This is a genomic window from Paraburkholderia dipogonis, from assembly GCF_042680985.1.
GTDB classification, from domain to species: Bacteria; Pseudomonadota; Gammaproteobacteria; order Burkholderiales; family Burkholderiaceae; genus Paraburkholderia; species Paraburkholderia phytofirmans.
Map to the genome: position 1 here is coordinate 26259 of NZ_JBHUFR010000041.1, position 13771 is coordinate 40029.

13 protein-coding genes are annotated in these 13771 nt (G+C 58.8%); all 13 read right to left on the reverse strand.

Annotated features, from left to right (window positions below; all coding sequences use genetic code 11):
* Window positions 1-1026: 1026 nt before the first annotated feature.
* The 13 genes from ACFSNN_RS38215 to ACFSNN_RS38275 all read right to left on the reverse strand — a co-directional run bounded on the left by ACFSNN_RS38215 (window position 1027) and on the right by ACFSNN_RS38275 (window position 13747).
* Window positions 1027-2178: a methyl-accepting chemotaxis protein gene (locus ACFSNN_RS38215; protein ID WP_244323259.1), complete on the reverse strand. Its 1152-nt coding sequence runs from the start codon at window positions 2176-2178 to the stop codon at window positions 1027-1029.
* A 138-nt stretch (window positions 2179-2316) separates the two neighbouring features.
* Window positions 2317-3369 carry an aromatic ring-hydroxylating dioxygenase subunit alpha gene (locus ACFSNN_RS38220; RefSeq protein ID WP_134466364.1) on the reverse strand — a complete coding sequence of 351 codons (1053 nt, stop codon included), beginning with the start codon at window positions 3367-3369 and terminating at the stop codon, window positions 2317-2319.
* Between the two features lie 27 nt (window positions 3370-3396).
* Window positions 3397-4356, reverse strand: coding sequence for a PDR/VanB family oxidoreductase (locus tag ACFSNN_RS38225; RefSeq protein ID WP_208949657.1), 960 nt, complete (start codon window positions 4354-4356; stop codon window positions 3397-3399).
* A gap of 46 nt (window positions 4357-4402) precedes the next feature.
* A complete protein-coding gene (locus ACFSNN_RS38230) occupies window positions 4403-5758 on the reverse strand; it encodes an MFS transporter (protein WP_134466363.1) in 1356 nt (451 codons plus the stop codon).
* A gap of 61 nt (window positions 5759-5819) precedes the next feature.
* Complete coding sequence (locus ACFSNN_RS38235) at window positions 5820-6950, reverse strand: porin (protein WP_134466362.1); 1131 nt, start codon at window positions 6948-6950, stop codon at window positions 5820-5822.
* A 73-nt stretch (window positions 6951-7023) separates the two neighbouring features.
* Entirely contained in the window at window positions 7024-8040 is a 1017-nt protein-coding gene (dmpG, locus tag ACFSNN_RS38240; RefSeq protein WP_134466361.1) for a 4-hydroxy-2-oxovalerate aldolase, read from the reverse strand.
* A gap of 10 nt (window positions 8041-8050) precedes the next feature.
* The gene (locus tag ACFSNN_RS38245) at window positions 8051-8971 is read right to left on the reverse strand and encodes an acetaldehyde dehydrogenase (acetylating) (RefSeq protein WP_134466360.1); all 921 of its coding nucleotides are present in this window, start codon (window positions 8969-8971) and stop codon (window positions 8051-8053) included.
* Window positions 8955-9167 carry a 4-oxalocrotonate tautomerase gene (locus ACFSNN_RS38250; RefSeq protein WP_134466359.1) on the reverse strand — a complete coding sequence of 71 codons (213 nt, stop codon included), beginning with the start codon at window positions 9165-9167 and terminating at the stop codon, window positions 8955-8957. The genes ACFSNN_RS38245 and ACFSNN_RS38250 overlap by 17 nt, the downstream gene beginning before the upstream one ends.
* 11 nt (window positions 9168-9178) lie before the next feature.
* The gene (locus ACFSNN_RS38255; protein WP_134466358.1) at window positions 9179-9949 is read right to left on the reverse strand and encodes a 2-keto-4-pentenoate hydratase; all 771 of its coding nucleotides are present in this window, start codon (window positions 9947-9949) and stop codon (window positions 9179-9181) included.
* A complete protein-coding gene (locus ACFSNN_RS38260) occupies window positions 9949-10737 on the reverse strand; it encodes a 2-keto-4-pentenoate hydratase (RefSeq protein WP_134466357.1) in 789 nt (262 codons plus the stop codon). Before ACFSNN_RS38260 ends, ACFSNN_RS38255 begins: the two co-directional genes overlap by 1 nt.
* Window positions 10734-12200 (reverse strand): 2-hydroxymuconic semialdehyde dehydrogenase, encoded by a 1467-nt coding sequence (locus ACFSNN_RS38265; protein WP_134466356.1) that lies wholly within the window; start codon window positions 12198-12200, stop codon window positions 10734-10736. The genes ACFSNN_RS38260 and ACFSNN_RS38265 overlap by 4 nt, the downstream gene beginning before the upstream one ends.
* Window positions 12201-12215: 15 nt before the next feature.
* Entirely contained in the window at window positions 12216-12881 is a 666-nt protein-coding gene (locus ACFSNN_RS38270) for a class II aldolase/adducin family protein (RefSeq protein WP_134466355.1), read from the reverse strand.
* Complete coding sequence (locus tag ACFSNN_RS38275; RefSeq protein ID WP_134466354.1) at window positions 12881-13747, reverse strand: VOC family protein; 867 nt, start codon at window positions 13745-13747, stop codon at window positions 12881-12883. Before ACFSNN_RS38275 ends, ACFSNN_RS38270 begins: the two co-directional genes overlap by 1 nt.
* Between the last annotated feature and the right edge of the window lie 24 nt (window positions 13748-13771).

Here is a 13771-nt window from a genome sequence, read left to right on the forward strand (position 1 = left end):
CCGCGCTGCTCCGCGAGTATCGGCTGCAGCACAGGTGTGTCCGCTACGGCCGCCGACACGCCCCTCTTACATGCGTTGAACCCGTCCACCTCAGCGTGGGAATGAAGTCTCCGGCACATTTCAACATCAGCGACCCTGAACGCATAAATTGAGCATGGACGGCTAGTGCGTACACTTGCACCTGGCCGCGTGACGGATTGCGGTGCTCTTTGCATGTTGCGTGCGCCCTCACTGATCCACTGTCATGCTCCAGCCCTTCGCCGACCGCGCCACCACCTCGAAATGCAGCGGATCCGACTTGCTCGCACGGCTTACAGGCGTTGCTGTGGGCGATGGGAGCACGCTTACCAATCGAGATCACGGCGTCCACCTATACCGGCACAACCTTCATGAGCGCATTCCTCCCACCAGCACTGCCCGGAATCGACACCCGGACGGCTGTGGCGCTGGAAAAGTTCGTCGGATCTCTCGGTTACTGTTGCCCCCAGTATTCACCTTTGGGCGCATCGAGGTGGTCAAACTCAACGCCGAAATCTACGCGGTGATGAAGGCTCCCTGACCATGGTTGTCAAGCTGTGCGCCCCCGCCCATCCCAAAATCGTTGCGCGATGTCTGCCGCGAATAGCTTGAAGCCCGCCATGACAAATGACACCTCACCCCAGTTCAATCAAGTGGTCAGCGACACGACACGCCCCCTTACTCGACCACCGCCGCCAAAGGCAACACTAGCTCGGGCCAAGGGATTGCCAAGATTCGAAAACGATCCGGACATCGTTCTCTACCCGAACACCCTGCGGACTTCTCGACAAGGGACAGAAACGCCATGAGAACGTATCCGCCACGCGAGAATTCGAACATAATTTTCGAACAGATACGCAAAGGTCACACTTCCACATCTCACAGGACAAGAAACTTAGATACTACGCTCCAGCCGCTAACGCATTTTCATGACATTGAAGAACACCTCGATTGATCACAACGGAAGGCTTTTTTTCAATTGCGCGAATCCATACGCAACCTTAGCGGTCATGTCACTGTGCTTTGAGTTGCAACGGACAGCCTGAACGAAGCCATCGCGGCCCTCAGCCGGCCCGCTTGCTCGTCCAATGACTGAGTCGCAGCCGCTGCCTGCTCGACCAGTGCAGCGTTATGCTGTGTGACGTCGTCAATCTGGTTGACTGCCTGTCCGATCTGCTCCACGCCACGTGACTGCTCGTCCGACGCTTGCGCGATTTCGGCCACAATTACCGAGACACTTGTAATGGCATTCCGAATCTGCGCCATTGCAACGCGGGCTCGGCTCGCATGCTGCGAACCCGTACGAATCGCTTCGACCGACGACGCAATGAGCTCGTTGATCTCCTTCGTAGCAGACGCTGACCGCTGGGCGAGGCTGCGTACTTCGCTCGCGACAACGGCGAAACCGCGACCTTGCGCGCCTGCGCGCGCCGCTTCGACCGCAGCATTCAGGGCGAGAATGTTGGTCTGGGATGCAATGCTTTCGATCATTCCAGTAATTTCTGCGATGCGAGTAGAGCTACGACTGATCTCACCGATCGCCTCAATCATTGCCTCAACGAGACCGGTCCCCGTGTGCGTCACGTCCGTCGCACTCCCTGCTAGCTCCCGCGCTTCAGATGCGTTGTCGGCGTTACGTTTGACAGCATCAACCAGCTCCGCCATGCTAGCCGCGGTTTTTTCGAGCGATGCCGCTTGCTCCTCTGTGCGCACTGAAAGATCCGAGTTCCCGTCTGCGATTTCACGCGTCGCTGTGGTGACGTTATCGCAGGAAGCGCGAACTTCGAGCACCGCATATTCAATACGCTGCATCAACCGATCGAATGCCACCGCGGAACGGCCGAACTCGTCCATTCGTGGGGAGGCAGATCGCTTTGACAGATCCAGCGTCTCTGCGATTTCCTCACACTTTCGTCTCATCCGATCAAGGCCGCCACATATCAAGCGAACCAGATGGATGCCGAAACAAGCGCTGACCGAGAATCCGATCAACGGTAAGAAAATAGGCCCCATGATCAGCCAACTATGCTCCGCGTTCGGCTGCGGGCTCATGCCAACTTTGCTGATCGCTGCCGCCAGCCCGGTCAAAAGGCTCAACGCCATGCACGTGCCGAATGCCGCAATGAGCTTGAACTTAATCGTGAAAAGTACCGTCCGCACGTTTTCCCTCTCGACTCAGCGAGAATCCCCCCTATCCGAACCACACGCCTTTGCGAACCGACAGCGAAATTTTCCGACCTACCGGTTGGCAGTTGCTGGCCGTCGTTGATCGTCAAGGCAGAATTTCCTCCTGCGGCGCTATTGCTCCGGGGTCTCGCTCTCCGCCTGCTCTCGTTTGATCATTTCGTCCAGCGTTCGCCGGACTCTAACGGCGGCGGCATCGCTCGGGAGCAACACCGGTTTGAGCGACCAGAAGTCTTTGTCACCAATCGTAGCTTGCTGCGCTTCGAGCATCGGCATGTCTTCCTTCGTGAATGGATGACTGAGCCAGTCAATATTTTCTTTTGCCAGCCGTTCACCTTCCTCACCCAACGCACGTGGAAACGCAATGCCAAACCAGTAGTGCGTCGTCGCGTCCGTTTCCGGGGTAAACACGTGAGCCACGTGCACCGCGCGCCCCGCCGATCTCGGTTGACCCGCAGGGGTCAAGCCGGTTTCGAGCAGCATCACCGCTGGCGCGTTCCATCGGACATCGAGCCAACGGTCGACACGCTGGCCAGCCGGTACGCCGCGCAGCCGTTCGAGATCTGGCGTGAGTTGCTCATCGCTGGTCGAGCGTTTCGAATACACAGTTTCCCCATCCTGCACCACCTCCGTTGAACCTTGCGCGACACCGTTACTGCCCAGCGAACTTTCGTGCAAGAACTCGATATGGCTCAGGTCGAGAATATTGTCAGTCTCAAGCGCATAGTTGGCCATCACGTGGAGATAGCTCTTGCCGACATAGAAGAACTCCGGATCCAAAGGGCTAAAGTCGCAGATCAGCGACGGGTCAGCACGGTGCGGCTCGCCCATCCATATCCACGCGAAACCGTGCCGCTCCTGCATCGGATAGCTACGCACTCGTGCCGCTCGAGGGATCGTTCCATTGCCGTGCGGATTGTGCACGCAGGCGCCAGTGCAATCGAACTTCAGTCCGTGATATGCGCATTGGATCTGGTCGTTCTGCAAGCGGCCAAGGTGAAGCGGCACGAACCGGTGAGGGCAGCGGTCTTGTAGTCCCTGGAGTGCTCCCTTGCTATCGCGAAATATGACGACCGGCTCGCTAAGAAACGTGCGCGCCATCATACTGCCTTCCACGAACTCATCAGCCCATCCGGCGATGTACCAGCAATTTCGTAAGAAGCTCATCGTGATTCCTTCGGTTGGGGCATACGTTCAAATATCCAGGATTAGAATGCCGGAACTGGCGCGCGAGCAGCACAGCATTATGCGATCGTTCGCCGCGCGTTCGTCGGCTGTCAGAAATAAGTCGCGATGCTCGGGTACGCCGTCGATGACACGCGTCACGCATGTACCGCAGACGCCCTGCTCACACGAAAGCGGGACATCGATGCCGACATCGAGCAATGCCTGGGCGATGCTTTTGTCTGCAGGAACGTCTACGCTCAACCCGGAGCGGGTCGCCTGGACAACGAAACTGCTTCCCGACGTAGAGACTGTTGCGGCAAAAAACTCATGGTGAACGTTCGCGTCGTTCCATGCGCAATCCCGAGCTCTATAGGTCAATGCATTAATGAAACCCTCCGGGCCACAAACATAGACGTGCGCGTCCGACCGCGGATTCTGTAGCAGCGCTTGCATATCAAGGCGTGATGAATCTCCCTCTTCGTCGCAGTGCAACGTCACCGAGTCTGCAAACGGAGATTGATTCAGCATTTCGATGAAGGCTGCCCTCGCACGCGTGCGCACGCAGTAATGCAACTCGAACGAGGCACCGAGTGCATGCAGTCGCCATGCCATCGCGAGCAACGGCGTAATCCCAATCCCTCCTGCGACGAGCAAGCTGTGCGCAGCCGATTCGTTGAGTCGAAACTGGTTTCGCGGCGGACTGATCTTGATCCGCATACCTTCATGGAAAAGTTGATGTATCGTCGCCGAACCGCCCTTGGAAGACGGCTCTCGCAGGATACCCAGCACGTATCGATTACGCTCTTGTGGGGAGTTGCATATCGAATAGTGGCGCGTCAGACCTGGCTCGACCTCGACTTCGACATGCGCACCAGCCTCGAACGGAGGCAGTTCGGCGCCGGTCGGATCAACCAGCTCGAGAGAAACAATTGCGTGGGCCTCATGCACACGACGCTGAATTTGGACAATCAAACGATCAGACATCATTTATCTCATCAAAAGTACACATGTTGCCGGCAGGAGCTGCCACTCATCAACTGGGCACTGCGACATCGCGGCTGCCTGCCGAATGCGCCCGCCCCGTCAGCCATCCAAGCAACAATATCGCTAGCGCCCCTAGCAGAGCGGGAACCGCAATCGCGGCAAACAGTATCTGACCTTGTCCAAAGTGCGCCATTAGCGGTGCACCGGCCATCGATCCTATGATGGAGCCAATTCTGCCGTTGGCCATCGCCCAACTCACGCCTGTCGCTCTCGCGCTCGTCGGATAAATGCTGGCCGACGTTAGATTCAGTCCATTCTGCGCGCCGGCAACACCGAAGCCGACCAAAAAGACGGCGCAACTCAACGCCAAGACGTCCCCAAGCAAGAAGCCAGTCATCGCAATCGCCACAGCGGCACCGAAATACGTCACCGCGAGAATCCGATAGACATTCATTCGATCCATCAGCAGCGCGACAACGATTGCGCCGAGTGTGCCGCCTAACGGCACCATGGCACCAATTCGGGACGCGCTTGCCATGTCATAGCCTGCATCTTTGAGTATGCTGGGGAGCCAACTCGTTAGAAGATAAAAAACGAACAGCGAGCAGAAGAAGGAGCCCCATAGAAGAACCGTACGCGCCGCCCGACCATCTATGAACAATTGCCTCACGGGAGACCCATCATCGCGCGTTTGGTTCGGTTCGGTGAACGTGACGTTTTGCCAGCCCGAAGTCCCAGTCATCTTTTCGACAATCTCTGCAAGCGCCGCCTTGTGAGTCGGATGCGCAGCCATAAAGCGAACCGACTCGGGAAGCAGCAATGAGAGCACCGGCAACAGGATCAGCGGCATCGTCCCACCAACCACCAGGAGCCCCCGCCAACCGTATGCAGGGATGACATGGCTTGCTAGCTCGCCGCCCAACGCGAGGCCCGTTGTGAAGCCACTGAAGCTGAGCGTGACCATCAACATCCTATGACGTGCCGGAGAATACTCCGAGCTTAGCGTGATACAAGTCGGCATGGCGCCCCCCAGACCAATCCCGGTGACGAAGCGCAATACTGTCAGCATGCCCATGGACTGCGACTCAGCCGAGGCAAATGTCCCGAGGCTAAAGACCAGCACGGAGAGAAGCAGCACTTTCTTGCGGCCAATAGTATCGGCTATCGGGCCTAGCAGGAAACTTCCGCACATCAAACCGAACAACCCAGCACCGAAAGCCGGTGCCAGCTGGCCTGCTGTGAGGCCCCACTCCTTGCGCAGAGCCGGCGCTATGTAGCCGATCACTGCGGTATCGAAACCGTCTACCAGTACAACTAGAAAGCACATGATCAGCACAACCACCTGAAAGCGCGACAGCTTCCCGTTGTCAATGATTGCGCCGATATCGGCCGTTCTTCTGTTCATTTGAAACCTCTACGCGACCTCAAAAAGGTGACGTTCGCATGGCGACCGCCGCTCATCTGCTCTAGAATGAATGGCGGATCCCGATGTTCACGCCAAGTTGTCCTTTCCCCGGAGGTGGTGTGGCTCCTGGCCCGCCCGAACTGACGGAATATTGCGCATGTCGGCTATTCGCGAGGTATGCCGTCTGTGCATAGACGGCCGTACGTTTTGACAGGAAGTATGTCCCCCGCAGCGTAGCAAGTGTGGCTCGGGCGTCCTGTTGGGCATTGATCATCCGATACACCTCGCCATCCAGCCCAATAACCGGGGTCAGTAGGTATGACGCGCCGAGATAAAACAGATTCGACCGCACATCTGGCGATGCGGCATTGTTCGTCTCGACGCGGCGACCGATCCAGCCAGTTCCCAACCGAAGGTTTCCTAGCTTGGTATAGCCATTCACCTGGAGTCGCGCGTCCCTATCTGACGGATCTGTCAATGGCATAGCAGCGACGCCGTTAGAAAAACTGGCTGCGGCGCCTGCACCGCCGCGCTGCTCGTCGTAAGATACCGAAGCGCCGAACCACGGCGCGTCGTACTTGATCATCGCAGACCATTCGCGGCACGCGCTAGACATGCCAGGCACAGAACCCGCACAAGTGCCCTGGCCGGGGGCGTTGCCCGTCCCCGCGGAGTCGCGTCCGAATGAGTACGTCGCACCAAGTGTCAAGCCGGAGAAACTGCCCTTGTACGCAATAGTGTTATCGCTTCGGGCATTGGGAAGATAGTTGTCCAGCGAGCCGATACCGTATAAATCGGGGCCAAGGATGTCGGCATCGGCCATCGCCCAATAAAGCATCGTGTACTGTCGGCCAAGTGTTACGGTGCCGTACGGACCGCTCAGACCTACCCAAGCTTGCCTTCCGAATAAACGGCCTCCCTGATTCAGGTCTCCGCCACGCATATTAAAGCCGCTTTCCAGCGTGAATATCGTATGGAGTCCTCCGCCGAGATCCTCGTCGCCGTGAACGCCCCAACGAGAGGGCAACTCGCCAGTATTGGCCGGCATCCGGATGAGCGACTTACCTCCGCTCCCAGCGTGTGAGACGTATTCGACGCCTGCATCAACGATTCCATACAACGTAACACTTTGCGCTGTTGCATACGAACTTGTGACGGCGAGCAGAGCTACCGCCAGATATTTAAGTTTCATCGTCTCCTCCAACTATTTAGGTATACATATTATTTTTTACATCAACCTTCTAGCATCTCAGTCATTGTCATATTTATGGCACTCTATCCGCTACGAGATCGAGCGCAACGTCCACGATCATGTCCTCCTGTCCCCCAACCATCTTCCGACGTCCAAGCTCGACCAGGATATCGACTGTCTTCAGCTCATAGTGTTTCGCCGCCGCCTCTGCATGCCGCAGGAAGCTCGAGTAGACACCGGCATAACCCAGAGCCAGAGTCTCGCGATCCACTCGAACTGGTCGATCCTGTAACGGGCGCACTATGTCGTCAGCCGCATCCATGAGAGTCATCAGGTCGCAGTCGTGGATCCAGCCAAGACGTTCCGCCACGGCTATGAATACTTCCAAAGGCGCATTCCCGGCGCCAGCACCCATTCCGGCCAATGACGCGTCGATTCGATCGCAGCCTTCCTCAACTGCGACGATCGAATTGGCAACGCCGAGGCTTAGATTGTGGTGCGCGTGGATCCCCGTTTGAGTCTCTGGCCTGAGCACCTGTTTCAATGCGCGAAAGCGCTCGCGCACATCGGTCATCGTGAGTGCTCCCCCGGAATCAACCACATAGATGCAGGTCGCGCCGTACGACTCCATCTTCAGTGCCTCCTGCGCCAACCTTTCCGGCGTCGTCATGTGGCTCATCATCAGGAAGCCGACCGTATCCATGTCGAGCGAGCGCGCCGTCTCAATATGCTGACGTGATACATCTGCCTCCGTACAATGCGTCGCAACGCGTACGATTCTTGCCCCGGCCGCATAGGCATTGCGTAGGTCGTGCACGGTGCCGATGCCTGGCAGCAGCAGCGTTGCAACTTGAGCGTGGCTTACCACTTCCGCCACGGCCTCGATCCACTCCAGATCCGTGTGCGCACCAAAGCCATAGTTGAAGCTCGAGCCGGCCAAACCATCACCATGAGCCACTTCGATCGAATCGACGCGCGCCGCATCCAACGCCCTGGCAATCTCAACCGCCTGCGCAATGGTGTACTGGTGCCGCACAGCATGGCTACCGTCACGCAGCGTGACATCAGAGATGTATAGTTTCTTTTCCATGTCTATTTCCTCACGCGGCGACGACAGCCGATGCATGCGTCTCTGCGCAAGCCAGTGCCGCCGAGGTCATGATGTCGAGATTTCCGGCATATTCCGGCAGATAGTGCGCGGCACCGCGTACCTCTAGAAGAACGGTTGTCTTCAGTCCACGGATACGTCCGTGGCTTGGCAGCGCGATCTCGGCCTCGTCGAACTGCACGCTCTGCTTCAGCCGATAGCCGGGAACGTAAGCCTGTACCTTCGCAACCATCGCCTCGATACTCTCTTCCACTTTGGTCTGATCCGCCAGTTCACTGAACGTGAAGACCGTGTCACGCATCATCAATGGCGGATCGGCTGGGTTGAGAATGATGATGGCCTTGCCGCGTTCAGCCCCGCCGACGACCTCGATCGCCCGCGCGGTGGTCTCGGTAAATTCGTCGATGTTGGCGCGCGTTCCCGGGCCAGCCGACCGGCTAGCGATCGAGGCGACGATCTCGGCGTAGTACACATGCGCCACTTGAGAAACAGCCGCAACGATGGGGATCGTCGCCTGCCCACCACATGTGACCATGTTGACGTTCTTCGCATCCCGGTGCGCATCGCCATTGACTACGGGTACGACATATGGGCCAATCGCCGCAGGCGTCAGATCGATCATGGGAACGCCAAGCGCATCCAACCGAGACGCATGCTTCTGATGCGCTGACGCCGAAGTGGCGTCGAACACCAGGCCAATGTCCTTAAACTCTGGCATGCTGAGCAGCCCTTCAAGTCCGTCCGCAGTAGTCGGCACACCGAGGCGAGTTGCTCGAGCTAGCCCCTCGGAGGCCGGGTCGATCCCGACCATCGCACCCATTTCGAGGTGCTTGCCATGGCGCATCACCTTGATCATGAGATCGGTGCCGATATTGCCCGATCCGATGATCGCTACCTTAACTTTTTGAGTCACGCAACTGCTCCTTCGCGGCTGATTTCGGTAATCCGCCGACGCCCCAATGGGCGGCCGGCACTTCTTGAATGATCACGCGCACCGACTCGCGTGGCACGCCCAATGCGGTGACGGCGGCGTCGGTCAAGCCGCCGATCAGCGCTGCTTTCGCGTCGATCGTGCGCCCTTCGATCAGCGTGACTTGTATCAATGGCATGCGTCGCCTCCTTACCCGATGGTGGAAAACTCGACCGAGCCGAGGCTCTGCATCTCGCAACGCACATGCATCCCCGGCGCGAGCGCTTCGGCGGCGGTGGCACCGCCTGCCATGACGATCCAGCCTGCTTGCAGCGGCTCGCCAGCGGCCGCTGCCAACCGCGCGGCAGAAACAAGGGATCGCAACGGATGACCCAGAATACCCGCGGTACTCCCGATCTGACGCGGCTTGCCATCGATGCTGAGAACCAAGCCCAAGTTTGAGAAATCGCGCCGTGGATCCGCCCATGGTCCAATCACATAGCCCGACGAGGATGCGTTGTCGGCAATCACGTCGGTGAGCGAGAACTTGAAGTTCTCGTAGCGCGAGTCGATCACCTCAAGCGCAGGCGCGATTGCTGCGACTGCGTCGAGCGCCTCAACCAGACTGGCATTCGGGGCAAGCGGCCTGGCAAGAAGGAACGCCAGTTCTGGCTCGACACGTGGATGAACATAGCGAGCGAGCGAGACAGGTGCGCCCTCTTCGAGGGCCATCTTGTCGGTCAGACGTCCCCAGATCACGTCATGCACGCCCATCTGAACCATCTTGGCCCGGCTCGTGAAGCCCATCTTCACGCCGCTACGGCATTCGCCGCGCTCCAGCCGACATGCGATGGATGCGGCCTGAATGGCATACGCGTCGGAGGTGGTGAGCCGTTCATCCTCACCGAACTGTGCGATGGCGTGTGCATTACGGGCCGCGTCGTCGACCCGCTGTGCGAGCATTGCGAGAAGATCATTCATTACTTGCCTCCGAATACCGCGCGCACAGAGCCCAAACCCTCGATGCGCGCTTCAAACACATCGCCGTCCCGCGCTGGCACCATAGGACCCAAGGCACCCGTCAGCACAACGTCTCCGGCCATCAGTGGGCGCCCCCGCGACGCCATGGTATTGGCGAGCCACACAGCCGCATTAATCGGATGACCAAGGCAAGCTGCACCGGCGCCCAGGGAAACCTGATCACCGCCGCGTTCCATGACCATGCCCGCCAATCGCAGATCGATCCCCACCAACGAGACTGGCGTGTTGCCGAGCACAAAAGCAGAGCTGGACGCATTGTCGGCGACGGTATCGACGAAGCCGATATTCCAGTCAGCGATGCGACTGCCAACCACTTCGATTGCAGGTAGCGCGAACGCGGTGGCCCGCAGCAACTGTGCCGTCGTGATACCGGGTTCTGGCAGGTCGCGGTCTAGCACCAATGCGACCTCGGCTTCGACTTTCAGCTGCATCAGATGTGACCAGCCAATCGGCTCACCGTCCTGAAAGGCCATGTGCCCGAAGAGCATGCCAAAGTCCGGCTGATCTACGCCGAGCTGCCGTTGCACGCTGCGAGCTGTCAACCCGATCTTTCTGCCAATGAGCCGCCCTCCGTTCTCGATCTGTCTGCGCGTATTGATCTCCTGCACCGCGTATGCGTCCTCTCCGTCGAAATCAGGGTAGGTTTCACGTAGCGGTGGGATTGCTTTCCCTGTACGAGCTGCCTCCAGCAGCGCATCCGCCGCGGCGAGATGATCTTGCGTACTCATGCTTGTGGCTCCAACTTTAGACAGACATTAGACAGTTCCGTATAGAACTCCAGGGAATGCACGCCCCCTTCGCGCCCGATGCCGGATTTTCCGGAGCCGCCGAACGCGGTGCGCAGATCTCTCAGGAACCACGTGTTTACCCAGACCACGCCAACCTTGAGTTTCGCGCTCACGCGATGTGCCCGGTTGACGTCGCGGGTATAGACTGACGCCGCGAGCCCGTATGGCGTTGCGTTGGCGAGGCGAACGGCTTCCTCTTCGCTGTCAAAGGGCTCGATGTGGCAGCAGGGACCAAAAATTTCTTCGGTTAGCACTCGCGACTCGCGCGGCAGACCGGTCCAGATCGTCGGTTCGATCCACGCACCCTCACGAAGGTGTGCCGGCATCGGCGGCACGCCCCCGCCGCAGTGAACCGTTGCACCTTCATCTCGCGCGAGCAAGTAATAGCTCAGCACCTTGTGCTGATGCTCGCCGGAGATGAGGGGGCCGAAGTTGGCGTCAGGATCGCCCGGCACCCCGGGCCGCATCGTGCTCGCGACATCGGCCAACGCCTTAACGACCTTGCTAAACAGCGGCCGCTCCACATACACGCGCTCGGTACCCAAGCATACTTGCCCGGTGTTCTCGAATACCGATCGCTTCAGACCAGCGATTACGGCATCGATGTCTGCGTCTGCAAACACCAGCGCGGGGTTCTTACCGCCCAGTTCCATCGACACCGGCTTGATGCCGTCTGCACTCGCCTTGATGATGGCAGCGCCAGTGCGAGTCTCGCCTGTGAAGGTAATTGCATCGACGTCGGGGTGACACGTAAGAAACTCGCCGGCTGAGTTCGGACCGAAACCGTGCACAACGTTATAGACCCCCGCCGGCACACCTACCGCGTTCATCACTTCGCCGAGAAGAGACGCCGTAGCGGGCGTCTCTTCAGAAGGCTTTACCACCACGGTATTGCCGCACGCAAGCGCGGGCCCGACCTTCCACGTCATCAACAGCAGAGGAAGATTCCAAGGGCAAACGACAGCGATGACGCCCTTGGGCCGGCGCAGCGAATAATTCAGTGCAGGCTTGCCGTCCGGAGCGACGCCGGTAAAGCATTCCGTCGGAACGTTGCGGACGGCATCCGCGAAAACACGGAAGTTCGCGGCCCCGCGTGGAATGTCGAGGTGCGATGCCAGTGCGCGTGGCTTGCCGGTGTCCGCCACCTCCGCAGCAACGAAGTCCTCTTTTCGGCGATCCATCTCGTTTGCGACGGCGTAGAGCAAGTCGCAGCGCTGAGCGAGCGTGAGTTGCCCCCAAGGGCCGTCCAACGCGGCGCGCGCGGCCCGGACTGCATCGTCGACATCCTCCAGGCCCGCCTCGCTTACCTCTGCAACGAGGCGACCTGAGCATGGGTCGATATCGGGGAAGCGCCTGCCCCCCCTTCCTTCGCGATAGGCACCGTCGATGAAATTCAAGATCATTTCGTTGTCTTTCCTCTAGCGTTCCGGGTCGCCTGCAGTCAGGTAGTCCCACATGCGTTCAAAAATTTTGCCGTCAGTAGTCGCCCGCCGGCTGCATTCATCCTGATCGAGGATGGCGGACTCCTGATCGAGGCCCGCACCGAGGACGGCTAGTTCCACACGTGCCGAGTCCTCGAGGTACCATGTGAGAACGACTGCTTTCATCAACGAATCGGCTGCAACGACCGCCCCATTTCCCCGCATGACGATGGCCGATTCTTCACCGAGTGCCTCCGCCAATGCTCTCGCGGCCGTGTCGTCACGCAGCAACTGCGGGTTATCCCATAGAGGTGTTCCCTGACCGAAATACGAGCCGAATCCATGGCGCGGTCGGGGCGTTCGGCGCGCCGTACCGAGAGCCATCAACGCTGGTGGCATAGTACGAGCCACCGCGCATACGTCTTGCCGGCGCGCGTATATTTGCTGATGAATCCTCACCTCGCCAAGAACGCCGCCTGGAAGCGCACCTGCGACCGGAACCACCACTCCCGCCTCGCCGGATTCCAGCAGCGCCATTGGCCGGGCCGCGCAGACGAGGAAGCTCTCCGCATCCAGACGCCGACTGACGTGTCCATATGCGTGCACGAGCCCATGACGGGCGAGCGCGCGTGCTGCCACTCGAAGTTCATACTGAATGTCCATTACAAGGCCTTGAACTCGGCGATGTCCGGCACCGCACCCCACATGCAATAAGAACTGTTCGCTTTGGGGAACTGACGCGGCTTGTACAGCGGTTCATCGGCATCGGAGATATGACGCACGCCGGTCGAATACTCGTACACCATGCCGTCCGGCCCTTCGAAATACAGGAAGACAGCTCCGGACGTAGGATGCCTGCCAGGACCGAATACGATACGCACGCTCCGGCTCTTCAGCAGGTACCACGCTCGCATCACGTCGTCGATGGACTCGACCTGGTGGTTGATGTGCTGCACGCCATTACGAGCAGAAGGGAACAGTGCAATCTTGTGATGAACGTCGTCAATACGCAGCAGCGGAGCGTCGCCAATCCGATCGCTTACGCGCGCCCCGAGAAGCTCAGTCCAAAATATTTCGTCCCTTTTGGCATCGGTGGTACAGAGCCCGACGTGGCTGAACCCGGTAATGCCCGCGTCACGAGACGGAAAGTAGCGACGCCCGCTGTGGTGAGGCCTCACCACGAGATCGATGCTGTTGCCACTCGGATCGTAGAAGTTGATGAACGCTCGGACATGGCGCTGCTCGCATTCATCTGCATTGCCGGCACGCACATCGACACCCGCGTTACTCAACTGGGCAGCGGCCTTATCGAGTTCGGCAGCGTTATACAGTTCGAAGCCAACGACGTGATCGCGAGGATCGCCCTCGAAATATACGAGCGTGTGATCGCGATTGTCGCTGCGAAAGTAGTGTGAGCCTCCATCGGCTCGGGCAAGCTCAAGGCCGAGAATCTCGAGCGCGTACCTGTCGGCGGCCGCGAGATCTCGTGTACCGAGCCTGACGTAACGGATGTCGTGAAGATCGATCACGTGATAGCCTTTTAATAATAATGT

What these genes read in the sequence shown, in the direction of transcription:
- ACFSNN_RS38220 (WP_134466364.1), bottom strand. Translation starts at nt 3,369, where the DNA reads ATGAGCTTCTTACGAAATTGCTGGTACATCGCCGGATGGGCTGATGAG.
- ACFSNN_RS38225 (WP_208949657.1), bottom strand. Translation starts at nt 4,356, where the DNA reads ATGATGTCTGATCGTTTGATTGTCCAAATTCAGCGTCGTGTGCATGAG.
- ACFSNN_RS38230 (WP_134466363.1), bottom strand. Translation starts at nt 5,758, where the DNA reads ATGAACAGAAGAACGGCCGATATCGGCGCAATCATTGACAACGGGAAG.
- ACFSNN_RS38235 (WP_134466362.1), bottom strand. Translation starts at nt 6,950, where the DNA reads ATGAAACTTAAATATCTGGCGGTAGCTCTGCTCGCCGTCACAAGTTCG.
- dmpG (WP_134466361.1), bottom strand. Translation starts at nt 8,040, where the DNA reads ATGGAAAAGAAACTATACATCTCTGATGTCACGCTGCGTGACGGTAGC.
- ACFSNN_RS38250 (WP_134466359.1), bottom strand. Translation starts at nt 9,167, where the DNA reads ATGCCATTGATACAAGTCACGCTGATCGAAGGGCGCACGATCGACGCG.
- ACFSNN_RS38255 (WP_134466358.1), bottom strand. Translation starts at nt 9,949, where the DNA reads ATGAATGATCTTCTCGCAATGCTCGCACAGCGGGTCGACGACGCGGCC.
- ACFSNN_RS38260 (WP_134466357.1), bottom strand. Translation starts at nt 10,737, where the DNA reads ATGAGTACGCAAGATCATCTCGCCGCGGCGGATGCGCTGCTGGAGGCA.
- ACFSNN_RS38265 (WP_134466356.1), bottom strand. Translation starts at nt 12,200, where the DNA reads ATGATCTTGAATTTCATCGACGGTGCCTATCGCGAAGGAAGGGGGGGC.
- ACFSNN_RS38270 (WP_134466355.1), bottom strand. Translation starts at nt 12,881, where the DNA reads ATGGACATTCAGTATGAACTTCGAGTGGCAGCACGCGCGCTCGCCCGT.